Annotated in this window: 16 protein-coding genes; 4 read left to right on the forward strand and 12 right to left on the reverse strand. The window is 65.4% G+C overall.

Features of this window, described 5'->3' with window-relative positions; all coding sequences use genetic code 11:
* Positions 1-58 precede the first annotated feature (58 nt).
* From dapA to VFA60_14885, 12 genes are all read right to left on the reverse strand, one after another.
* Complete coding sequence (gene dapA / locus VFA60_14830; protein ID HZQ93064.1) at positions 59-961, reverse strand: 4-hydroxy-tetrahydrodipicolinate synthase; 903 nt, start codon at positions 959-961, stop codon at positions 59-61.
* 185 nt (positions 962-1,146) lie between these two features.
* Positions 1,147-1,830, reverse strand: coding sequence for a dihydrodipicolinate reductase C-terminal domain-containing protein (locus VFA60_14835; GenBank protein HZQ93065.1), 684 nt, complete (start codon positions 1,828-1,830; stop codon positions 1,147-1,149).
* 131 nt (positions 1,831-1,961) lie between these two features.
* Positions 1,962-3,335, reverse strand: coding sequence for a lysine-sensitive aspartokinase 3 (gene lysC, locus VFA60_14840; protein ID HZQ93066.1), 1,374 nt, complete (start codon positions 3,333-3,335; stop codon positions 1,962-1,964).
* Between the two features lie 130 nt (positions 3,336-3,465).
* Positions 3,466-4,521, reverse strand: coding sequence for an aspartate-semialdehyde dehydrogenase (gene asd, locus VFA60_14845; GenBank protein ID HZQ93067.1), 1,056 nt, complete (start codon positions 4,519-4,521; stop codon positions 3,466-3,468).
* Positions 4,522-4,686: 165 nt separating this feature from the next.
* Positions 4,687-5,427 carry a hypothetical protein gene (locus VFA60_14850; protein ID HZQ93068.1) on the reverse strand — a complete coding sequence of 247 codons (741 nt, stop codon included), beginning with the start codon at positions 5,425-5,427 and terminating at the stop codon, positions 4,687-4,689.
* Entirely contained in the window at positions 5,427-6,059 is a 633-nt protein-coding gene (locus VFA60_14855) for a shikimate kinase (GenBank protein ID HZQ93069.1), read from the reverse strand. The genes VFA60_14850 and VFA60_14855 overlap by 1 nt, the downstream gene beginning before the upstream one ends.
* A 31-nt stretch (positions 6,060-6,090) precedes the next feature.
* Entirely contained in the window at positions 6,091-6,939 is an 849-nt protein-coding gene (locus VFA60_14860) for a DUF4097 family beta strand repeat-containing protein (protein HZQ93070.1), read from the reverse strand.
* Positions 6,940-6,994: 55 nt separating this feature from the next.
* Complete coding sequence (locus VFA60_14865; GenBank protein ID HZQ93071.1) at positions 6,995-7,606, reverse strand: hypothetical protein; 612 nt, start codon at positions 7,604-7,606, stop codon at positions 6,995-6,997.
* 61 nt (positions 7,607-7,667) lie between these two features.
* Positions 7,668-8,273 carry a sigma-70 family RNA polymerase sigma factor gene (locus VFA60_14870; protein ID HZQ93072.1) on the reverse strand — a complete coding sequence of 202 codons (606 nt, stop codon included), beginning with the start codon at positions 8,271-8,273 and terminating at the stop codon, positions 7,668-7,670.
* A 341-nt stretch (positions 8,274-8,614) separates the two neighbouring features.
* Complete coding sequence (locus tag VFA60_14875; protein ID HZQ93073.1) at positions 8,615-9,982, reverse strand: APC family permease; 1,368 nt, start codon at positions 9,980-9,982, stop codon at positions 8,615-8,617.
* 374 nt (positions 9,983-10,356) lie between these two features.
* Positions 10,357-11,049, reverse strand: a complete 693-nt coding sequence (locus VFA60_14880; GenBank protein ID HZQ93074.1) for a hypothetical protein — start codon at positions 11,047-11,049, stop codon at positions 10,357-10,359.
* A 198-nt stretch (positions 11,050-11,247) separates the two neighbouring features.
* Positions 11,248-12,270: a ThiF family adenylyltransferase gene (locus tag VFA60_14885; GenBank protein ID HZQ93075.1), complete on the reverse strand. Its 1,023-nt coding sequence runs from the start codon at positions 12,268-12,270 to the stop codon at positions 11,248-11,250.
* 212 nt (positions 12,271-12,482) lie between these two features.
* Here VFA60_14885 and VFA60_14890 point away from each other — a divergent pair, with 212 nt between their 5' ends.
* From VFA60_14890 to VFA60_14905, 4 genes are all read left to right on the forward strand, one after another.
* Positions 12,483-15,602 carry a POTRA domain-containing protein gene (locus tag VFA60_14890; GenBank protein ID HZQ93076.1) on the forward strand — a complete coding sequence of 1,040 codons (3,120 nt, stop codon included), beginning with the start codon at positions 12,483-12,485 and terminating at the stop codon, positions 15,600-15,602.
* A gap of 5 nt (positions 15,603-15,607) precedes the next feature.
* Complete coding sequence (locus VFA60_14895) at positions 15,608-16,339, forward strand: SurA N-terminal domain-containing protein (GenBank protein HZQ93077.1); 732 nt, start codon at positions 15,608-15,610, stop codon at positions 16,337-16,339.
* 8 nt (positions 16,340-16,347) lie between these two features.
* On the forward strand, positions 16,348-20,412 hold the full coding sequence (locus tag VFA60_14900) for a translocation/assembly module TamB domain-containing protein (protein HZQ93078.1): 4,065 nt from the start codon (positions 16,348-16,350) through the stop codon (positions 20,410-20,412).
* A gap of 210 nt (positions 20,413-20,622) precedes the next feature.
* Positions 20,623-21,501: a UbiA-like polyprenyltransferase gene (locus VFA60_14905; GenBank protein HZQ93079.1), complete on the forward strand. Its 879-nt coding sequence runs from the start codon at positions 20,623-20,625 to the stop codon at positions 21,499-21,501.
* Positions 21,502-21,991: the final 490 nt, after the last annotated feature.

Here is a 21,991-nt window from a genome sequence, read left to right on the forward strand (position 1 = left end):
CCAAGCGGGTGCTGCGCTTTGCGCAGCAGCCGCGAGACGCTCGCCACTCGGTGCTGCTTTACGACGCCGCCCGCTCCGCCGCGATCAATCCCGCATCCGCCGCAACCCGCGCCAGCTTCGCGCGCGTGTCCTTTTTCACGGGCAGCATCGGCAGGCGGTAAACCTCCTGGATGCGCCCCATCATCGCCAGCACCGCCTTCACCGGCATCGGGTTCGACTCAATGAAGTTGGCCTGCATCAGCGGCAGATACTTGCGATGAATCCGCCGCGCTTCGTCCCACCTGCCGGCCAGCGCCGCGCGCGTCATGGCCGACATCTCCGCGGGAATCTCGTTCGACGCGACGGAAACAATTCCCACGCCGCCCAGCGCGATTACCGGCAGCGTGATCGCGTCGTCGCCCGAGAACACCAGAAAATCCGGCGGCACGGCGTTAAACACTTCGGCAATCTGCGACATGTTGCCGCTGGCTTCCTTCACCGCGACGATGTTCCTGATCTCCGCCAGCCGCCCCAGCGTTGCCGGCTCGATGTTCGCGCCCGTTCGCCCGGGCACGTTGTAGAGCACCAGCGGCTTGTCCACCGCTTCGGCGATGGCCTTGAAGTGCTGGTACTGGCCCTCCTGCGTCGGCTTGTTGTAGTAGGGAGACGCCGTGAGGATCGCGTCCACGCCCTTGCGCGCGGCCACTTCCTTGGCGCGCTGCACCGCTTCGCGGGTGGCATTCGACGTCGCGCCCGCCACGATCGGCACGCGCCCGTCGGCGACCTCGATCGTGACGTCAATCACGCGCAGCCATTCGTCGTGGCTCAGCGTCGGCGTCTCGCCCGTAGTCCCGCAGGGGACCAGGAACCCAATCCCCGACTCCACCTGCCACGCGACCAGCGAACGCAGCGCTGCCTCATCGAGCGAGCCATCCTGTTTGAACGGCGTGACCAGCGCCGTACCGCAACCTTGAAGTCTCATGCAAGAAGATTACCGCGGATGAACGCGGATGAACACGGATTCATCTGGCCAGCGCGGTGCGGCCCGCGTCTGCCCGGTTTTGGCCGGCGTGGGCGCCGCCGGCACGACCTCATGCGACCGGCAACCACCCGTGTGGCGCCGGGCCCTGGTCCGCGCACCGCTTGCGCCAGCCTGCGGCCCTGCCATCACCCGAGCTGCCGAAACACTTCGCGGAAATCGTAGAAGCCTTGCTTCCCCTGCAACCACTCGGCCGCCAGCACTGCGCCCTGCCCGAACCCGCGCCGCGACTTGGCGTCGTGACACACGTAAATCGTGTCGTCCGGCGAATCCAGCACCAGTTCGTGCAGGCCGACCACCTCGCCCTCGCGGAACGAGATGACCTCCAGTTCCTGCCCCGACGCCGACTTCACCACTCCCTGCAGCGAAACCGCCGTGCCAGAAGGCGCGTCCTTCTTGTGCACGTGGTGCCGCTCGAAAATCTGTCCGTGATAGCCGTGCCGCAGCGCCTGGGCCGCCGTCCGCGCCGCCTCGAAGAAAAAATTCACGCCGAGCGAGAAGTTGCTCGCCCACAGCAGCGCGCCTTTGCTCGACTCCGCCAGCTTGCGCAACCGCGCCATCTCGCCGTACCAGCCGGTGGTTCCAACCACGATGCGCGCACCTCCGCCCAGGCAGGCTTCAATATTGGGAACCACGGCGTAGGGCGTGGTGAAGTCAATGACGGCGTCTGTTTTCGCCAGTGCGTCCGGCGTCAGCGCCCGCCCGCCGGGGTTGTCGGCCGACTCCAGCACGCGGACCTCGTGTCCGCGTGCGCGCGCAATTTCGGCAACCATCGCGCCCGTCTTGCCGTGGCCGAGCAGGAGGACCTTCACGCGATTAGCGTAGCACCGCAGCCAGCATTCAGCACTTGGCACAAGGCCCTGAACGGCTTCCGCGAAGGTGCGCACGCTTCGCCGGCATGTTGAAGGACTGACCGCAGAGGGCCGACTGCCGAGTGCCGGTGTTACGCAAACACCGCCGGATCCAGCTCTGCAAAGAATGCCGCGTGCAGCCGCCGCACCACTTCCGGCACCACGTCCTCCTCCACTACAAAGGTAATGTTGATTTCCGACGCGCCCTGCGAGATCATCCGCACCGGAATATCGCCAATCGCGCCGAACACCTTCGCGGCAATCCCCGGACGCCGGCGAATGTTCTCCCCCACCAGGCACACGATGGCCTTTCGACCCTCGTATTTGACGTCGGCCAACCGCGCCAGCTCCTGTGCAATGTCGGGGATCGCCTGGTTCGAGTCCACCGTCAGCGAGACGCTGACCTCCGACGTCGAAACCACGTCCACCGGGCAGCGGAAGCGGTCGAACACTTCGAAGATGGATTTCAGAAATCCGTGCGCCATCAGCATGCGCGCGGCCACCACGTCCACGATGGTGATGCGCGTTTTTGCCGCGATCGCTTTGAACACGTTCGTGCACGGCGCCGCGCGCGCCGTAATGCACGTGCCCTCGCACTTCGGGTTGCGCGAGTTCAGCACGTACACCGGAATGTTTTTCTGGACGGCCGGCAGCAGCGTGGCCGGATGCAGCACCTTCGCGCCGAAGTACGCCAACTCGGCCGCCTCGTTGAAGCTGATGACCTTGATCCGCCGCGCGCCGGCGCACAGGTTCGGGTCGGTGGTCATCATGCCGTCCACGTCGGTCCAGATTTCGATGCGCTCGGCGTCCAGCCCGGCGCCCACGATCGCCGCGGAAAAATCCGATCCGCCGCGCCCGATGGTGGTTGGCACGCCCGCCCGCGTCGCGCCCACGAATCCGCCCATCACCGGCACACGTTTGTTCTTCACCAGCGGCGCCACGCGCCGGCGCAGGCGTTCGTTGGTGTCGTCGAACAGCGGCGCCGCCTGCATGTGGTGCGCGTCGGTCACGATGACTTCCCGCGCGTCCACCAGCGCGGCATCGAGGCCGCGCGCGGAAAACGCCGCCGCCGCCAGCTTGCTGGAGAGCAGTTCGCCGAAGCCGGCCACCGTGTCCGTCGTCCGCGGCGTGATCTCGCCCACCGCCGCGATGCCGCGCAGGAGTTCATCGAGGAGGTCGAAGTCGGCTTCGAGTTCGGCGTGAATCCGCGTAAACACGCCGGTTCCGAGCAGCTCGCCCGCGGCGTCGTAGTGGCGCTCGCGCAATTCGCGCGAGATGCGCTGCGCTTCCACCCGGTCGCCCGACCCGGCTGCGCGTCCGGCGGCCAGCAACTGGTCGGTGACCTTGGCCATGGCGCTGACGACCACGACCGGGCTCTGCGCCGCGCGCGAGCGCACAATCTCCGCCGCGGCGTTGATCGCCTTCGCGTCCTGCACCGACGTGCCGCCGAATTTCAGGACAACCATAGCTTTCTAGGTGAACAAGCACTCAGCAGTCAGCCTTCAGCACTCAGCCCCCGCACGGCTTCAGCGAAGCTGCGCATTCTGGGCCGGGATGTACAAGGGCTGAATGCTGACTACGGAATGCTGATTGCTGCTATCCCAAGTACCCCTTCGCCTTCAGCATTTCCGCATTCAGAATCGTTGCGCCGGCGGCACCGCGCACCGTGTTGTGCGAGAGGCAAGTGAATTTCCAGTCCAGCAGCCCGCAGCGCCGCAGACGCCCCACGCTGGTCGTCATCCCATCGCCCAGATCGCGATCGAGACGCGGCTGTGGCCTGTCGCGCTGATTCAAGTACTCCACGGCGTGCAGCGGGGCGCTGGGAAGCTTCAGCTCCTGCGGCGCGCCGCTGAACTCGCGCCATGCGGCGACGATCTGGTCCTGGCTTGCCGGTTTCCGCAGCTTGATCGAAACCGACTCGGTGTGGCCATCCACCACCGGCACGCGATTGCAGTGCGCGCTCAGCCGCAGCGATGCCGGCTCGATCTTCGATCCGGCGAGCCGGCCCAGCATCTTCTGCGGCTCGGTCTCCATTTTCTCTTCTTCGCTGCCGATGTAGGGAATCACATTGTCCACAATGTCGAGCGACGCCACGCCCGGATACCCCGCGCCACTCACCGCCTGCATCGTCACCACGAATACTTGTTCCACGCCGAACGCGCGCTCGAGCGGCGCCAGCGCCATCGTGAGCCCGGTCGCCGAACAGTTGGGATTGGTCACGATAAACCCGCCCGAGTTTCGCCGCCATGCCTGGCACTCCAGCAGCTTCAGGTGGTCGGCATTCACTTCCGGAATCACCAGCGGCACGTCCGCCTGCATGCGGAATGCGCTGGAATTCGACACCACGGCGCAGCCCGCGTCGGCAAAGCGCGGCTCAAGTTCCAGGGCAATCTTGCTGTCGAGGGAGGCGAAGATCAGCTTCGGCGCGCCCTCAGGCGTCGCCGGCGATACGTTCATCTTCGCGATGCCCTCGGGAATCGGCGTCGCCAGCCGCCAGTTGGCCGCCTGCGCGTAGGCCTGTCCCGCGCTGCGGTCCGACGCCGCGAGCCACACCACTTCAAACCAGGGATGACGTTCCAGGCGCTGGATCAGGCGTTGTCCCACCACGCCCGTTGCGCCAAGAATTCCGACCGGGATGCGTTCTGAAGCCATGCAGGATTATTTCGGAAACAGACGATTCTAGCAATCGCGTCTCGGATTGCGGAAAAGGTACTTTCAGCCCAGCGCAGAGACACGGAGAATGCGCCCTTTTTTTCTGCGCCTCGGTGTCCAGGTGGTGGGTGTTGGCCTTTCGCGGAAGCCCGGGAATCGGCCCGGCTAGTCGCGCACGGCTTCCGTGTTGCTGTCGGCGATTACGATGCGCACAACCTTGTTGTTGTCGTCGAGCCAGAGCGACCAGTCGGAGGTGTTTTCGCTCTTGAGGTTGATGCGGTTCATCGGCTGGTCGGCGCCCTTGTATTTGATGGTTTCGCGGCCGCCGTACTCCAGCGCCACAATGCCGGAAACCTGCTGTTGCGGCACCAAAATGCCGAACTGCGTGCGGCTCAGCTTGCACTCAACCTTGCCCTGCGTCGGCGTGCATGAGGAGCCCAGGTATCTCCACGCCAGGATCTGCCGGTGCATGAAGAAGTTGTCGTCGAGGATGACGGTGGAATGCGGCAGCAGGAAAGGAACGTCTCTCGGCTTGTCCGTCGGGGCCAGCAGCACGTGCTCGATCAGGAACTCGTTGTTGGGCTCGACCACGGTCTGCGCTGTGCCGGGCTTGTTCTCGCGCCACTCGTAGCGCATCAGGTCGCCGGCGGCGTTGAGCTGCATCTCCGACGTTTGCCCGCCCTTGGTGCCGTCTTCCACCTTCAGCTCAGACCTGGCGGTGCTGGCGCCGTCGCGCTGCTCGATCTGGAACGTCTCGGTGGCCACGCGGCGCCCGTTCACGAAGATGCCGAACGAGCCGGCGTCCACCAGTTGTCCGGCGGCGGGCTTCTTGCTGGCGGCGCGCGCCCCAAGCGCGGCGAACGCGAGCACGGCGATGAACAGGAACGCGAGCCAGCGAGACTTCATCAGCGGACCTCCGGCGCCACGTTGCGGCTTCGCACGGTGCGCGCCACCTCGGCGGCGACCTGGGCAATGCTACGCCCGGAAGTAGAAACGTGGAACTCTGCCTCCAAGTATCGCAGCCGGCGTTCCTCGTACAATTGCCGAAATTGGTTCTGATCGCGCAGCAGCGGACGCACCGGCGCCGGCCTGCCGTCCGCGGCCGCAGCCGCCTGCGCCTTGCATCGCGCCAGCAGTTCGTCGGCCGAAGCCTGAAGGAACACCACCGGAGCGCCGCTGGCGCGCAGCAGCGCGCGAATGCCGGGCTGAATGAAGGCGCCGCCGCCCACCGCGATCACCGCCGTTTGGCGTGGGCCCAGCTCGTGCAGCAGGCGGCGCAGCGCCGCCGTTTCCGCGCGGCGGAATGCGGCTTCGCCCTGTTCGGAGAAGATCTGCGCAATGCTGCGCCGCGCACGCGCCACGATCAGGTCGTCGAGATCGAAGAAGCGGCACTTCAGCCGGCGCGCCAGCGCGCGGCCCACGCTGGTTTTGCCCGCGCCCATGAAGCCGGCCAGGAAGATGAGGCGTGAGGAGCGTCTTGCGGGGTCACGCGCGGCGCGCGTGGAGAGGGCGCGCTGCCGGGCGCCGAGCTCTTTCATCAGAGGGAAATCCGGAGTCGAAGCGCCGCGTTCAGCGCTTTCTGACGCGGATTGTACCACTCAGCGAGCTCAGGTGGACGCTCGACGATCCGCTCGCCGACATGCCCGCAAACGACCGCGGACTCGAGTCGAACGCCGTGTGCTGCTTCGCCACCATCGGAAACTGGTTGTCCACCGAGCCGGTGGCGCTCCGCGCTGTTAGGTCAACGCTGGCCGAAGCCGGCAGCGTGACCTCGATGTTGCCCGTGCCATTGATGAGCTGGTATTCGCCGCCGCCGCTGGGGTCGCCGTCGTAACGGATGGTCCCCTTGGTCGAGCTCACGTAAACCTTCGGTCCCGAGACGTTGGTCAGCGTCACCCCGCCGCCCAGTGCGGTGACCTCCACGTGTCCGCCGGTGATGTTGCTCAGCGTTACCGGGCCGCCGACCGCACGCACGTGCACATGCGCATTCTGGACCTGCGAAACGTCAATCGAGGCGGCCTCGCCATTCAGCGTCAGGTCGCCGGCCAGCCGCTCCACGCGGATCGGCCCGGTCCCGGCGCGGACGGTCACGTTGGCGTCGGCCGGCGCCAGGATCTCGTAGTCCACCGTGCAGTCAGCCGCCGATGCCTGTTGCAGCATGTGGCTGCGCACCTCCACGCGGTTCTCCACCTGCGCCGCGTCCACTTCCACTTTGTTGGACTTCGCCGTGGCGCTGATCACGATCTGGTGTCCGGTGGCCGGCTTGATCACCACCGCGCCAAACGGGTTGGTGACGTTCAGGTTCGAATCAGCGCTGACGTTGTACTTGAATTCTTTTGTGCTTTGCCCCGGGGCGACGCCAGCCAGCAGGACGCATAGTCCCGCCGCCAGCACCGCGGTGCGTGCGCTCTTCTGCATACCTTCTCTCCTGCCATGACCCGGCCTGCCTCTGGCGGGCTTCGCCGGGAGCGCTTTACCGCTGCGAGAGCGCCATCTCGTAAAGCACGGCCTTCTGATCGTATGCCTCCATCAGGTGCGCCTGGGCATCTTCGTCGCCGGGGTTGCGCTCCGCCGTGGCGCGCGCCTGGCGGATGTAATCGTTCACCTGCCCAAGGTTCGCTTCATACGTCGACCGCAACTCCGGTTGCAGCGACGCGATCTGCGCCAGCAACTGCTGGTCGTCGGAGTCTTCGCTGGCGGCGGCTGCATTCTGGGCCACGGGGGAAGCGGCCGTACCGGGTGGGCTCACCTCGGCGCGACGCGCCAGGATCACCAGCGCGAGAACTGCCATGGCCGCCAGAGCGCCCACCCGCAGCGCGACCCCCCAGGTCGGCGCGGCTCCACGGGCGAGCGGGCTAGGGCGGCGGCGCAGTCCTTCGCGCTCCAGCGATGCCTGGATGCCCTGCCATACCTTCGGACTGGGATCGTGCATGGGCACCAGCAGCTTCGCCTGTTCGGCGATGTAGCGCAGGTCACGCACCAGGTCGGAGCACACCGGACACGTGCTCAGGTGCGCTTCCTCCTCCGCGTTGCCCCCCGTCTCGATGATGTAGGGCAGCGATTTTTGAAATTCGTTGCAGTTCATTTGGTTCCTCTCCCCAGAAACTCGGCGCCCATGCCGCTTCCTCTCCTCCGAGCGCGTGCGGCTATCGCCGCGTGGCCTTTTCGGCTCTGTTGGCCTTGAGGAGATCGCGCAGCTTCATTCTTGCCTTGTGCAGCTGCGACTTGCTGTTGCCGATCGAGCAACCCATCATCTCGGCAATCTCGTTGTGCTCGTAACCCTCCACGTCGTGCAGCACGAAGATGATCCGGTAGCCCGGCGGCAGGCTCTCAATCGCCCGCTCCAGGTTCACCCGGTCGATCGAGCCGGCGAGCACCGTGTCGCGCACGCCGATGTCCTTCTTCGGGCCGTCTTCCTGCTGCGGCTCCATGCTTTCTTCCAGCGAAACCTCGGGCAGTCCCTTCTTGCGCAGGTGCATCAGCACCACGTTCACCGCCAGGCGATGCAGCCAGGTGGAGAACGCCGATTCGCCGCGGAAGGTGGCGATCTTGCGATACAGCTGCAGGAACGCCTCCTGCGTCAGGTCCTCGGCCTCGGCGGTGTTGCCGGTCATGCGCAGGCACAGCGAATACACACGCCGCTTGTGCAGCGCGTAGAGCGCCTCAAACGCTTCCGCATCACCCCGCTGCGCCCGCGAAATCGCCTCTGCTTCCGTGAGCCCGGGAATGCTGGTTTTCTTCGCTTGGGTCAATTCGCCTTTTGCAGGCCGCAGGTGAGTAGATGCGGCCAACACCGTATTTCGTTGCATTTACGGGCCTTTGCCGGCGCAGTTTGGCTTCGCCGCGTCCCGCAGCCGCCCCCTGGCCCCGACTAGATACGCGAATTAGATGCGCTGAACTGGAGCGCTATCGGCCGGCGGCGCCGTTTTTCCTTCCCTGGGTCTGAACACCAACATCCCCGCCCAGGTGGCGTCAGTAAGGATACCCCCGGCAGCAGCTTTGGTTGCCTCGAAACCGCTGCCGGCTACTGGCCAAAGCAGTAATTCCACAAGGCTTTTGGCCGGTAGCTGGAAGCCAGCAGCCCGCAGCGCATTCAGTTCTTCGCCCTCGCCCCCCGCCAGAACAGCACCAGGCCCACCGCCACCGCGATTACCGTTCCGCCAATCACCTTCAGCTCGAAGCCGAGCACGTCCTGCACGTCTTCGGTCGGCGCCAGCGACACCGCCATGGCCAGCGCCGTGATCACGAATCCCAGCAGTCCCGCCGCCCACACGCCGAACTTCCCGCCGGGGATGAGCACCGCTCCCGAGCCGGCGCGGTCGCGCCGGTACGCCAGCTTGATCACCGAGGCATACATGTACAGAAACGGAATGAAGTAGATGATGATGGTCGCGTCCACCAGCACCTGGTAGGCGCCCAGCGCCGATTCGTTCAGGTGCGAGACGACCAGCACTGCGCCGGAAACCAGGGCCTGCACCAGCATGGCGACGTACGGCGTCCGCCAGCGCCGATGCAGCTTGCCGAACGCCTCCGGCAGATAGCGATCGATGCCGGCCACGAACGGCACGCGCGCCACGCCCGCAACCGTCGTTCCGACTCCGCCCGCGTTGCCCACCGTGACCAGCAGGGCCGCCAGCACGCCCAGCCACGCCATGCCGATCACCGCCGCTCCGCTGCTGATGGCCTGGAACACCCCGGCGCGCGTGTCCGCTTCCGGCGCGGGCAGCAGCGCCAGCACCGCGATCGTGCCCACGATGTAGACCAGCGCGATCAGGAAAGCGCTCGCGTAGATCGAGCGCGGCAGCGTGCGCTGCGGATCGCGTATCTCCTCCGTCATCGAGCACACCAGCTCCAGGCCAGTGAAGGCGAAGGCAATGTTCGACCAGAAGTTGATCGTGCCCCAGTTGACGCTCGGCATCATGTTGCCCAGAGTGAACGCTGTCACCGGGCCTTGCTTCCACGCGACGATTGCCGCCACCGCCACCAGCATCATCAGCGGCACGTACGTTCCCACGCCGCCGGCGTTCTGCAGCCACTTGCCGATGTTCAGCCCGACGATGTTCAGTCCCAGCGCAATCGTGAGCAGTATCAGCGAGGCCGAAACCAGGTAGGTATTGTTGTGCGTCAGCCACGCGTACTTGGGCCCGGCGATGTACACCGACATCGCCACGCTGGCGGTCAGCAGTCCAGGGAAGTAGAAGACGGTATAGACCCAGTAGCACCAGCCGGCCATGAAACCGTGGAAGTCGCCGAACGCCTCCTTGCTCCACGCGTACAGTCCGCCTTCGCGCGGGTAGCGCGTGGAAAGTTCAACGATCACCAGCGCGCTGGGCACAAAGAACAGCGCCGCGGCCAGCAGCCACAGACTGACCGATGATGTGCCGTTGTGCGCCGCCGCCGCGATCCAGCGCGGCCCCAGCACCGCCGCGATGTTGAACAGCAGGACGTCCCAGAAGCCCATCTCGCGCCGCAACTGCGGCGGCGAGCCCGATGTGGAAGAGCTGCTTGAAGGTGAAGAACTGCTTGAGCCGGAAATAACGGTCCTCCCCGAGCGACCGTTGAGATTAGCAGAAACCAAACTTTGTCGCGGAGGCCTTCACGTAGCGGCGCGGACCCCCTCGTCGGTGCGTTGGCGCGATCACTGGACTTCACGTGGTAGCGACGGGACGTTGTAGCGACGGGCGCGCCCGCCCGTCGGCCCTCACCACGGACTGTGTGGACGCGGGCAACCCCGCCCGCGCCTCCCTCTCCCGCCACTCTTCCCAAATCGGGAACACTTTTCCTCAGCTATCCGTTTGGACGACTGAGCGCGTGCGAGGGATCCCCCGGTCAGCCTTACTTCGGCCCGGCGAATGGGCTGGGCTTCGGTTTTGGCTGCGGCTGCTGCTGCGGCTGCGCCTGCGGATTGGTGGACGCCGGCGCGCCGGGCGCCGCCAGCCCCGGGGGCAGCACCCCGCCCGTACTCCCTTGGTCCGATGCCGGCATGTTTGCGCCGGGCGCGTTGTTCGCGCCGGTCTGCTGGTTGAGCCGCGCGATGTCGTCATTGGTGTAGGTGCGGGTGGCGTGCTGCGGATGCGCGCGGTTTTCGCGCGCGATCTCGCCCAGACTGCGGTCCAGCGCAGTCGCGCTGACCCGGTAAGGGCTGTTGCTCATCATCTTGGCCGCTCCCCAATCGAAGCCGCGCGATTGCCCCGGACCCGCGTTCGCCGCGGGCGCGACGCTCCCCGCCGTTGCCGCCGCCGTTGCCGCCGCCGTTATCGCCGACGGCTCCGCGATGACCGTGGGCGTGTTGCTCACCACGGCGGCGTTCGGCGTATACGCCACGCTGGGCGGTGTGACCAGCGGCGGGCCAATCGGACCCGTGGTGGCGTATCCGCCCTGCACAATAATTCCGCCGGCGTACGGCGCGGGAACGACCATGGGTTGCACTACCACCGGCGCGCCGCTGGCCGGCATGGTGCTGCCCTGCATGCCGGTTTGGGCCATCGCGATCGCCGAAAGCAGGATTCCTACCAAACAAACGTACACTCGCATAAAGACCTCCAGGGCCGGACCGAGCCGCGCCAGCACTAGAGACTTGGATTAACTATTTGGATAACCGGATGCCAGGAGGAACACAGCCTTCAGCTCTCAGCATTCAGCCCTTGCACATCCCGACTCCGGGTGTGCATCCTCGCCGACGCCGTTCGGGGGCTGAATGCTGATTGCTGAGTGCTGACTGCTGCTTTACGACCCGACATACCGCGCATACAGGCTGCGCGCGACGGCGGTGTCGGTTGTGCCCTTGATGATGGCGCGCCCGTCGGGAAACAGCGTCATCTCATAGGGCTCGCGCCAGAACCTGAGCACGAACTCGTTGTGACGCACGGCGCCGTGCGGGCGCAGGCGGCCTTCCATCTCGTCGAAGTCCACCGGACGCGAGCGCTCGTGGATCTGCACCGAGTTGCGGCCGCAGAGCGTGATGTGCGCGCGCCCCTCACCCGCCAGGTGGACGAATTCGCGCTCGGCGCAGCATCGGCAATCGGCGCGCCGCACCGACGCCGAGACCGATCCATAGGTGTTTTTCCAGACGTCGAGCGAGACGAGCGTGTTGCGAAGCTGGTCGCGGGCCCCTACCAGCAGCTTCAGGGCCTCGGTGCCGGCGATCGAAGCGATCATGCTCACCACCGAGCCGAGAATGCCCGCCGTGTCGCACGTCTCCAGCGGACCGCCCGGCGGATCGGGGAACAGGCAAACCAGGCACGCGGTCTGGTACGGGAGCACGTTCATGGTCACTCCGTAGCTGCCGACCCCGGCGGCGTAAATCCACGGCACACGCTCGCGCACGGCGTAGTCGTTGATCAGGTAGCGCGTCTCGAAGTTGTCGGTGCCGTCAAGGATCAGGTCAACTCCGCCCAGCAGCTCTTCGGCGTTTTCAGGGGTAAGGTCGGCGACGCGCGCGTCCACCGCGATCTGGGAGTTGAAGCGCGCGATCTGGCGCGCGGCGGCGATTGCCTTGGGCAGCGCTTCGGCGGCATCGGCTTCGTCGAACAGCGACTGCCGCTGCAGGTTGCTGGCCTCCACGTAGTCGCGATCGATGATGCGCAGCGTGCCCACGCCGGCGCGCGCCAGCAGCGCAGCCAGCGCCGAACCGGTGGCGCCGCAGCCCGCCAGCGCAACCCGTCCCTGCGCGAGCCGGCGCTGGCCCTCGGGGCCGATGCCGGGGAACAAGATCTGCCGCGAATAGCGTTCTTCTGAAGGTAACGGCATTGCCGCGTCCAGCAGTTATTATAGGTGCCGCTCGCGGCCGAGAGACCTCTGACGCGCCGCCGGAGATGCCGCGGGCGTGAGCTGTTGCCCGCCAGAGTTGACGGGCAGGCAAGTGCAACAGCGTGAAAGCGAAGCTTCATCGAATCAAGCAGTCCTTGAGTCCTTGAACCCGGACCAGACCGGGTCTGTCTTCGCGGGCGGAGTCTCTTAGATTGCGTTTTCGGATCAACGCGCTAAAGCTCTGCGCGGCAGCCATCCTGTCGCTGGCATGGTGTGCGGCGCAGACCACGGCGAACGGGGCCGCCGCACAGGTCCCGGCGCGGAACGCGCTTCCGCCCGGCTCGCGCGCCGCCGACCCGCCACGCGCGGCGCCGCCGGTCCCGCCTCCGGCGGGGAATCCGCTCAGCTATTTCGGCCTCAAGGTTGCCGCCATTGAGGTGCGCAGCAACGCCACGGTCTCAGCTGACGAAGTGCTGCGGCTCCCGCAGAAGGTGAACGAGCCGCTGGACAAGAACAAGCTGCGCCGCAGCATCCAGCAGCTGTTCGCCACGGGCAAATTCGCCGACATCCAGGTGGAAGCCGACCGCACGCAGAAGAACGAGGTCGCGCTGGTCTTCATCGCGGAAGAGAACTATTTCGTCGGCTTCATGACCATGACGGGAGCGCCGCGCCCGCCCACGGCCGAGCAGCTCATCAACGCCACCAAGTTGCAGCTCGGCGAGCTGTACACGGAGGAGAAGCTGCAGGCGGCAATTCGCGGAATCCAGCGCGTGATGGCCGACAACGGCTACTACCAATCCAGCGCGGACGTGCGCAAGGAGCCGCATTCCGACACCCAGCAGATCGACCTGCACTTCACCGTGCACCCCGGCAAGGTGGCGCGCATCGGCCAAATCAAGGTTGAGGGCCAGGCCGGCTATCCCCCGGAGCAAGTCGCCCACATCGCAAAGCTGAAGCCTGGCGAGAAGGTGAGTGTTGACCGGCTGAACAAGGCGCTGCAGCGCCTGCGCAAAAAGTACCAGAAGCAGGGACGGCTGGAAGCGCAGGTTGCGCTGGTGGACCGGGTCTATCACCCGGAGAGCAACGCGCTCGACTACGCGTTCAGCATCCATCGCGGTCCCAAGGTCGAGGTGCGCCTGGAAGGCGCCCGCCTGAGCGGCCGCAAACTGAAAAAGTACGTCCCGGTGTACGAAGAAAGCGCTGTGGACGACGACCTGCTGAACGAAGGCCGCCGAAACCTGCGCGATTACTTCCAGACGAAAGGCTATTTCGACGTCCAGGTGGACTTCAGCCACAAGGACGACCCCGCCAGCGACCGCGCGTTCGTTATCTACACCGTGAATCTTGGCCCGCAATACGATCTTGACGCGGTGCTCTTCCAGGGCAACAACTACTTCAACGACGACGTGCTCCGCGAGCGCATCCAGGTGCAGCCCTCCGGCGGATTGCTCGCTCATGGCCGCTTCAGCGAAACCATGCTGGTGCGCGACAAGGAATCCATCGAAGCGGTGTACAAGGCGAACGGCTTCTCCAAGGTGCAGGTGCAGCCGATGGTGCAGAAGGACTACCGCGGAAAGGCCGGACACCTGGCGGTGTCGTTCCACGTCGTCGAGGGCCCGCAGCAGCGGGTGGAGTCGCTCAACATCGTCGGCAATCGCAGCATTCCGGTCGAGGAACTGAAGGCCCTCATCAACACCCTTCCGGGACAGCCCTATTCGGAATTCACCGTCGCCGGCGACCGCGACTCGGTGCAGAACTACTACTTCAATCATGGATTCCTGAACGTGCGGGTTGAGGCGACGGCGCAGCCCGATCCGAAAGACCCGGCGCAGGCCGCGGTGACCTACACCATCCATGAAGGCGCGCAGGTGTTCGTGGACCGCGTTCTCTTCTCCGGGCTGCACTACACGCGGCCCTCAACCGTCGGACACCAGTTCGAGCTCTGGAACGGCGATCCGCTCAGCCAGAGCCGGATGCTCGACACGCAGCGCAAGCTTTATGACCTTGGCCTGTTCAACCAGGTGAACATGGCCGTGCAGAATCCCGACGGCGCGGCGCAGCGCAAGAACTTGCTGACGCAGTTCGACGAGGCGCGCCGCTGGACCATCACCTACGGCCTTGGACTGGAAATTCAGACCGGCACTGGCGCGCTCCCGAACTGCGACACGGCGATTCCGGCGTGCGTCGCCGAGCGCCAGGCGGCAGCCAGCGGTGAGAACACCGGCGTGAGCCCGCGCGTGTCGCTCGACATCACGCGCACGAACTTCCGCGGGCGCGACCACAGCATCGTGTTCAAGTCGAACTATGGCCGGTTGCAGAAGCGCGCCTCGCTGGCCTACGAAGCGCCCCGGTTCTGGGACGTGGACAAGCTGAAGTTCACCGGCACCATCTTTTACGACAACTCGCGCGACGTTTCCACCTTCGCCTCCGAGCGGCTGGAGGGGTCGCTGCAGGTGCAGCAAAAGCTCAATCGCGCCGACTACCTCCTCTATCGGATGACGTACCGCCGGGTGAAGGTCGACCCGACCACGCTGGTCATCAGCCCCGACCAGATTCCGCTGTTGTCACAGCCCGTGCGGGTGGGGATCCCGAGCTTCTCATACATCCGCGACCGTCGCGACGATCCGATTGACACGCACAAGGGGTACTACAACACGTTCGACTTCGGCGTTGCCTCCGGCGTCTTCGGATCGGAAGCGAATTTCAGCCGCCTGCTGGTGCAGAACAGCAGCTACTGGCAGCTTGGCCGGCGCAAGTTTGTGCTGGCGCGGACCACCCAGATCGGGTTCGCAGAGCCGTTCAGCGGCCCGGTGAAGGACCAGAACGGCAACCTGGTGCCTCCGTTCATCCCCCTGCCGGAGCGCTTCTTCGCCGGCGGCGGGAACACACACCGCGGATTCGCGCTGAACCAGGCGGGCCCGCGTGATCCGGGCACCGGCGCGCCGCTGGGAGGCGGCGGGCTGTTGCTCAACAGCGTGGAATTGCGCCTGCCGCCGCCCACGCTGCCCTTCCTGGAAAACAACCTGAGCTTCGTGATCTTCGAGGACGCCGGAAACGTGTTCAACGATCCGGGCGACATTCCGCACAGCGTGTTTCGCCTTCAGCAGCCGAACAGGAGCCAGTGCGAAACGCTCGATCCGAACGCGAATTGCAGCTTCAACTACCTGTCGCACGCAGTGGGACTGGGCGTCCGATACAAGACGCCGATCGGGCCCCTCCGGTTTGACTTTGGCTACAACCTGAATCCGCCCACGTTCCCCGAGCGCCAGGGCAGCCTGATCAAGACGCTTTCGCACTTCAACTTCTATTTCAGCATTGGGCAGTCCTTCTGATGAGGGTGCGCCGTCTCCAACTCGCCTTCGCCGTGGCCGTGGCGCTGTGGTGTGTGCGCGTGCCGCTCGCGGCCGAAGCGGGCGAGATCATCGAGCGCATCGTGGTGACGGTCAACAATCGCCCCATCCTGCAGAGCGACCTCGATGACGAAGTGCGCCTGGAGGCGTTCCTCGACGCCCGGCCGCTGGGGAGCATCTCTGACGCCGATCGCAGCGCGGCGCTGGGCCGTTTGATTGACCGCGCGCTGATCGATCAGCAGGCGGATGAGGTGAACCTGCGCCGCGCCACCGACCAGGAAGTGGCGCAGCAGGTGCGGCAGGTCCGCTCACAGCATCCTGCCGGCGCGCGTGACGATACCTGGCAGCAGGCGCTGCGCAGCTATGGACTGGAGGAGTCGGACCTGGCCGCGCGCGTACGCTCGCAACTGGATGAACTGCGCTTCATCGATCAGCGCTTCCGTCCGGCGGTGCGCATCAGCCTGGGTGAGGTGCAGCGCTACTACCGGGACCAGTTTCTGCCGGAGTTGCAGAAAGCCGGCGCCGAGCCGCGTCCACTGAAGGAAGTGCAGCCGCAGATCGAGGAGGTGCTGACGCAAGAGCGGCTGACCAACATGCTCTCCAACTGGCTGCAAACCCTGCGTGGGCAGGCAAGCATCAACTACCGCGGCGTTCCGCCGCCGCCGGCAGCGTCGGCGCAATCGGCGCCGCCCTTGTCGCGCGCCGACGGAGCACACTGAGTCGCAGCATGGCTGACGAAGACATCAGTCCGCAGGCGGCGCCGAAGAGGAGCAGCAACGCGCTGCGCCTGGGCATTGGTGTGTTGCTGATCGGGATGGTGGTGTTTGGCGCGTGGTATCTGACCAGCCCGCGGTTCGCCAGCTATGTGACGGGCAGGGTGGTCGCGACGATTGACCAAGCCACCGGCGGACACGCCAGCATCGGGCAACTGCGCTGGAACCTGTCGAAGCTGGAAGTCGAGGTCCGTGACTTCACGATTCGCGGCCGCGAGGCGGCAGGGGAAAAGCCGCTGGCGCACGCCGGCCGGCTCTTCGTCCGGCTCAAGGTGTATTCGATTTTCGGCGGCGACTTCGGCATTCGCTTTCTCAGCCTGGAACAGCCCGTCATCCACCTGATCACCTATCCCGACGGCACAACAAACCTGCCCACACCCAGGCGCAAAGGCGCGAGCAAGCGCACGCCGATCGAAGAGGTGTTTCACCTGGCGATTGACCGCGCCGAGATTCACGACGGCCTGCTGCTCTACAACAACCAGGCCCTGCCGCTCGACTTCAGCGCCAACAACATGCAGGCGGCCATGACGTATGCGCCCGCCGACAATTGCTACCACGGCCAAATCAACCTCGGCAAACTGGACGCCAAGTTCCAAGACATGCGGCCGGTGTCGGCCGTTTCTGAGATTGACTTCAGCCTGTTTCCGACACGGGTGGAACTGCGCGCCTTCCGCCTGACGAGCGGCAAGTCGAAGCTGGAGGCGAGCGGCGAGCTGGTGAACTTCAACGATCCGCGCATCGCCCTGGCGTATCGCGCCACGCTCGACCTGGCCGAGGCGGGCGCGATCACCCGCAATCCAAGGCTGCGCGGCGGCGTGGCCGACCTGAACGGCAAGGGCTCGATGTCACGTGCCGGGTTCAACTCCGACGGCCGCCTGCAACTGCGCAACGGCGTCGTGGAAATGGACGGTTCACGCCTTGCCGGGCTCGATGGTGGCGCGAATTTCATCATCAATCCGGAGAAGGTGCAGCTCACGAGCCTGTTCCTCAAGCTGCTTGGCGGCGCCCTGACCGGCAACGCCAGCGTGCTGAACTGGTCGGCCAAGCCGGGCGTGGAGAAGCCGCAGCAGGGAAGCGCGCTGCTGGAAATCCGCAATTTGCAGGTCGAGGCCGCGGCCGCGACCCTGGCCGGCGAATCGCGTCCGCTGAACAAGGTGAAACCGGCGGGATCGCTGAGCGGCGTAGTCTCGGCGCACTGGACGGGCTCGCCCGCCAATGTGGTGGCGCAACTGAGCCTGGAGTCGGTGCCTCCGGCACAGCCGGCCGGCGACCAGGTCCCGCTCACGGCCCGACTCGAGGCCACCTACAACGCGCCGCACCAAACGCTCGACGTTCAGCAGCTCAACGCTGCCACGCGGGCCACCAACGTGGAAGGCGCCGGATCCATTGGCCGCGCCAATGCGAACCTGCGCTTCCGGCTGAACACCACCAACCTGGTCGAGTTCGAGCCGGCCCTGGCTGCTTTCGGCATGCGCCGCCTGCCGGTGGAGCTGGGCGGCAGCGCGACCTTCAACGGCGCCGTTTCCGGCAAGCTGAAGACGCCAACTTTGTTCGGACACCTTGAAGTTTCAAATTTCAACTCAATCTTCTGGTTGCCGGAAAATCCTCAAGCACAACTTCAACCCGTGGCCCAGCCGCAATCGGGGGCCAGCCCTGCCACGCCAGCGAAGACGCGCGAGGTGAAATTGCACTGGGACCACCTGGGCGCTGACCTGCTGTACGCGCCTGCGCGGGCCAGCGCCGAGCAGATTGTTCTGCGGCACGGGAAGACGCAGATCACGGGCGCGGCCCAAATCGGCCTGCAGCAGGGAAGGACAACCGACGCGAGCCCGATCGGCGGATCCATCCGGCTGAGCGATGGCGACCTGGCCGAGTTGCAGCAGATTGCCGGCTACAACTACCCGCTGCGCGGCACGGTGAACGCCGCGATGAATGCGTCGGGCACGCTGGCGAACCCGCGCGCCAACGCCACGCTGGCGATCACCAGGGCGAAAGCGGGCAGCGAGCCGATTGACTCGCTCACCCTCGAGGTGTCGCTCGCCGACCGCAACCTCGATGTCAGCAGCTTCGCGGTGGCGAATCCCGCCGGACGCATTGCCGGCACGGCGGGCTACAACCTGAACGCAAGAACATTCCGCTTCAACCTGCGCGGGACCGGCATTGACCTGGCGAAGCTGCAACTGCTCCAGACGGTGCGCACTCAGGTGACCGGCCGGGCCACGCTGGTGGCGCAGGGTTCGGGCGCCCCCGGCGCGCCGTCGCTGAACGGCAGCCTGCAGATGCAGAACGTGGTGGTGAACGGCGAGAACGTCGGCAACATCTCGCTGGCGGCGGTGACGCAAGGCTCCGATCTGCGCCTGACCGGCAGCGCCAACTTCGAGACGGCGACGCTCAACGTGGATGGCAGCGTGCGCCTGCGCGGCGATTTTCCCGGACGCGTGACCCTGCACTTCGCCAACCTCGACGTGGATTCCGCGCTCCGCGCTTACCTGCAAGGCCGCGTGACCGGGCACTCCTCCATCAACGGCGACATCCGCGCTGAGGGTCCGTTGCGGCGTCCGGCGGACCTGAACGTGGTCGGCGAGATTCGCCAGTTCTCGATGGAACTGGAGCGCGTGCGGCTGCGCAACGACGGGCCGGTCCGCTTCACCCTCGCGCAGGAACAGGTGCGGCTGGAGCAGTTGCGCATCGTGGGCGATGAAACCGAGTTCTCCGCCGCCGGCGCCATGCGGCTGGACGCGGGCAAATCGCTCGACGTGAAGGCGAATGGGCACGTCAACATGCGCCTCATCGAGAGCGTGAATCCGGCGTTCAACTCCAGCGGGCAACTCACGATGGAAATCGCCGCCACCGGCAGCATGGCGAGGCCGGTGCTGAACGGCCAGATTCAAATCCAGAATGCCTCCATCTCCTACATCGACCTGCCGAACGGACTGAGCAACGTGAACGGCAGACTGGTGTTCGACCAGGGCCGCCTGGAGGTGCAGCGCCTGACGGGCTACACCGGCGGCGGCGCGCTGAACATCACAGGCTTCATCACGTATACGAACGGAATCGGCTTCAATTTGCGGGCGCGCGCGAAAGAGATACGGCTGCGCTATCCGCCGGGAGTGAGCTCTGGAGCCGACGCCGACCTGCGCCTCACCGGCACGCCGCAAAACTCGCTGCTGGCCGGCGACGTGACCGTGACCAAGTTTGCGCTCGACACCCACTTCGACTTCTCGCTCTACCTGGCGCGCGCCAAGCAGCCGCCCTCGCTGCCCAGCCCCGATTCGCCGCTCAACACCCTGCGGCTCGACATTCACGTGGTCTCCACGCCCGAGCTGCAGGTGCAGACCTCGATGGCCAAGCTCTCGGGCGACGTGGACCTGCATCTGCGCGGCGCCGCGAGCCGCCCAGTCGTGCTGGGCCGCGTGAACATCGTGGAAGGGAACATCTTCTTCAATGGCACCACCTACCAGTTGGAGCGCGGCGACGTCACGTTCACCAACCCGGTGCGGATCGAGCCGGTGCTGAATGTGGAGGCCTCGGCGCGTGTGCGCGACTATGACATCACCATCGGCCTGCACGGACCGATCGACCGTCTTTCGACCACCTACCGCTCCGATCCGCCGCTGGCCTCGGCCGACATCATCGCGCTGCTCGCCTTCGGACGCACCCGCGAGGAGTCCGTCTACGCGCAGAACACGGCCACCTTCACCGAGACGGCGTCAAACGCCATCCTCGGGCAGGCGCTGAATTCGGTGGTGAGCAACCGGGTGGAAAAGCTGTTCGGCGTCAGCCGCATCAAGATCGATCCCCAGGTGGGCACGGCGACGTCGAACCCGACGGCGCGGCTGACCATCGAGCAAACCGTGTCGAACAAGATCACCATGACCTACATCACGGACGTGACGCAGTCGTCGCAGCAGGTAGTGCAGCTGGAATACAGCGTGAACCGCAACTTTTCCGTGATCGCCGTGCGCGACCAGTATGGCGTGGTCTCGTTCAACATCCGCTACCGGCAGCGGAAGCGGTAGCGCCCTTCACCACAGAGAGCGCGGAACGCAGAGCCAAAAAGGCAAGAGCACAAAGGCAAAAAGGCACAAAGGCAAAAGGCAAAAGGCAAAAGGCACAAAGGCAAAAAAAACAAGGTCGCTTCGCAGCTCGGTTTACTTTTGCCTTTTTACTTTTTCCGTTTGCCTTGTTGTTTCTCCGCCTCTCCGTGTCTCCGCGGGTAGAATTGCGTCGTGCCAGGAATCTTCCGCAACGTCGCCACCACACTGGAAATGATCAAGTGGGAGCACTCCATCTTTGCGCTGCCGTTTGCCCTGTGTGGAGTGATGCTGGCGTCGGCGGGCGGCGAGCTGCCCTGGCGCAAGATTGGATGGGTCGTCGTGGCGATGGTGGCGGCGCGCTCGGCCGCGATGGCCTTCAACCGGCTGGCCGACGCTGAGATTGACGCCGCCAATCCGCGGACGCGCACGCGCGCTTTGCCGGCGGGGACGCTCTCGCGCGGCTTCGTCGGCGGTTTCGTGCTGGCGTCATGCGCGGTGTTTGCCCTCGCCGCCGCCCGGCTCAACCCGCTGGCATTCGCGCTGTCGCCCGTCGCGCTGGTTGTCCTGCTGGCGTACTCCTACACCAAGCGCTTCACGCGCTGGTCGCACCTGGTGCTGGGATTCGCGCTCGGCATGGCGCCGGCGGCGGCATGGATCGCCGTGCGCGGCTCGCTCGATCCGCGCATCCTGCTGCTGACGGCGGCTGTAACGTTCTGGGTGGCGGGCTTCGACGTGCTCTACGCCTGCCAGGATTACGACTTCGACCGCGCGACAGGCCTGCACTCCATTCCGCGCGCGTTCGGCATTCGCGCCGCGCTGGTAACGGCGAGAGCGTTCCACGTCATCATGCTCGTGCTGCTCGCTCTGCTGGTGAACTGGTTCCATCTCGGCCCGGTGGCGATGGCGGGAGTCGCCGTGGTCGGGCTGCTGCTGGCGTGGGAGCACTCCCTGGTGCGCGCCAACGACCTGAGCCGGCTCAACGCCGCGTTCTTCACCATGAACGGCGTGATCTCGGTGGTGTTCTTCCTTTTTGTGGCGGCCGACCTGGTGTTGCAACCGGGACGGCCTTGAGCCGCGAGCAAACGCCGCTCCGGCAGAACGCAACAGGGTTTCGCACGGTGGAGCAGGCCGGAAAAATTGGCTGACAGGCTATGAAACAGGTGCGTCATGATACGTCATCCCTTTAGATAGTCTTGACTAGTTGGTCGCCCGCGTCTAAGGATGCCCGCACAGGAGGTGAACGATGAGGAGAAACATTCTCGGAATCGCCGTTTTGTGTGTTCTTCTTACGGTGGGCGCTGAGGCGAACACGTGTGGACACGCTGACGATGTCTTTTATAACGACTGCAACAGCTGCGGTGGTGGGTCGCCCGACAGCCCCTCTGTCTCGGGGCATTGTTGCGAGTGGTTCCCGCAGATGGACTGTTGTGGAGTGTGGATCGAGAAAGTTGGTGATGGTGTTTGCCACATTGCTGAACTGAGGTCACCGGAGACAAGAGCGCAGGTCCTCTTAGCCGCTGAGCAGTCTGACCTACTCTTGCCCGACTGCAACGGTGCATTT

It is taken from the genome of Terriglobales bacterium (assembly GCA_035651995.1).
Taxonomy (GTDB): domain Bacteria; phylum Acidobacteriota; class Terriglobia; order Terriglobales; family Acidobacteriaceae; genus DASRER01.

Bases quoted from the DNA above. Each gene is read 5' to 3' on its own strand.
- lysC (HZQ93066.1), bottom strand. From the start codon at position 3,335: ATGGTTGTCCTGAAATTCGGCGGCACGTCGGTGCAGGACGCGAAGGCG.
- VFA60_14900 (HZQ93078.1), top strand. From the start codon at position 16,348: ATGGCTGACGAAGACATCAGTCCGCAGGCGGCGCCGAAGAGGAGCAGC.
- VFA60_14855 (HZQ93069.1), bottom strand. From the start codon at position 6,059: ATGAAAGAGCTCGGCGCCCGGCAGCGCGCCCTCTCCACGCGCGCCGCG.
- VFA60_14860 (HZQ93070.1), bottom strand. From the start codon at position 6,939: ATGCAGAAGAGCGCACGCACCGCGGTGCTGGCGGCGGGACTATGCGTC.
- asd (HZQ93067.1), bottom strand. From the start codon at position 4,521: ATGGCTTCAGAACGCATCCCGGTCGGAATTCTTGGCGCAACGGGCGTG.
- dapA (HZQ93064.1), bottom strand. From the start codon at position 961: ATGAGACTTCAAGGTTGCGGTACGGCGCTGGTCACGCCGTTCAAACAG.
- VFA60_14885 (HZQ93075.1), bottom strand. From the start codon at position 12,270: ATGCCGTTACCTTCAGAAGAACGCTATTCGCGGCAGATCTTGTTCCCC.
- VFA60_14875 (HZQ93073.1), bottom strand. From the start codon at position 9,982: ATGGGCTTCTGGGACGTCCTGCTGTTCAACATCGCGGCGGTGCTGGGG.
- VFA60_14865 (HZQ93071.1), bottom strand. From the start codon at position 7,606: ATGAACTGCAACGAATTTCAAAAATCGCTGCCCTACATCATCGAGACG.
- VFA60_14850 (HZQ93068.1), bottom strand. From the start codon at position 5,427: ATGAAGTCTCGCTGGCTCGCGTTCCTGTTCATCGCCGTGCTCGCGTTC.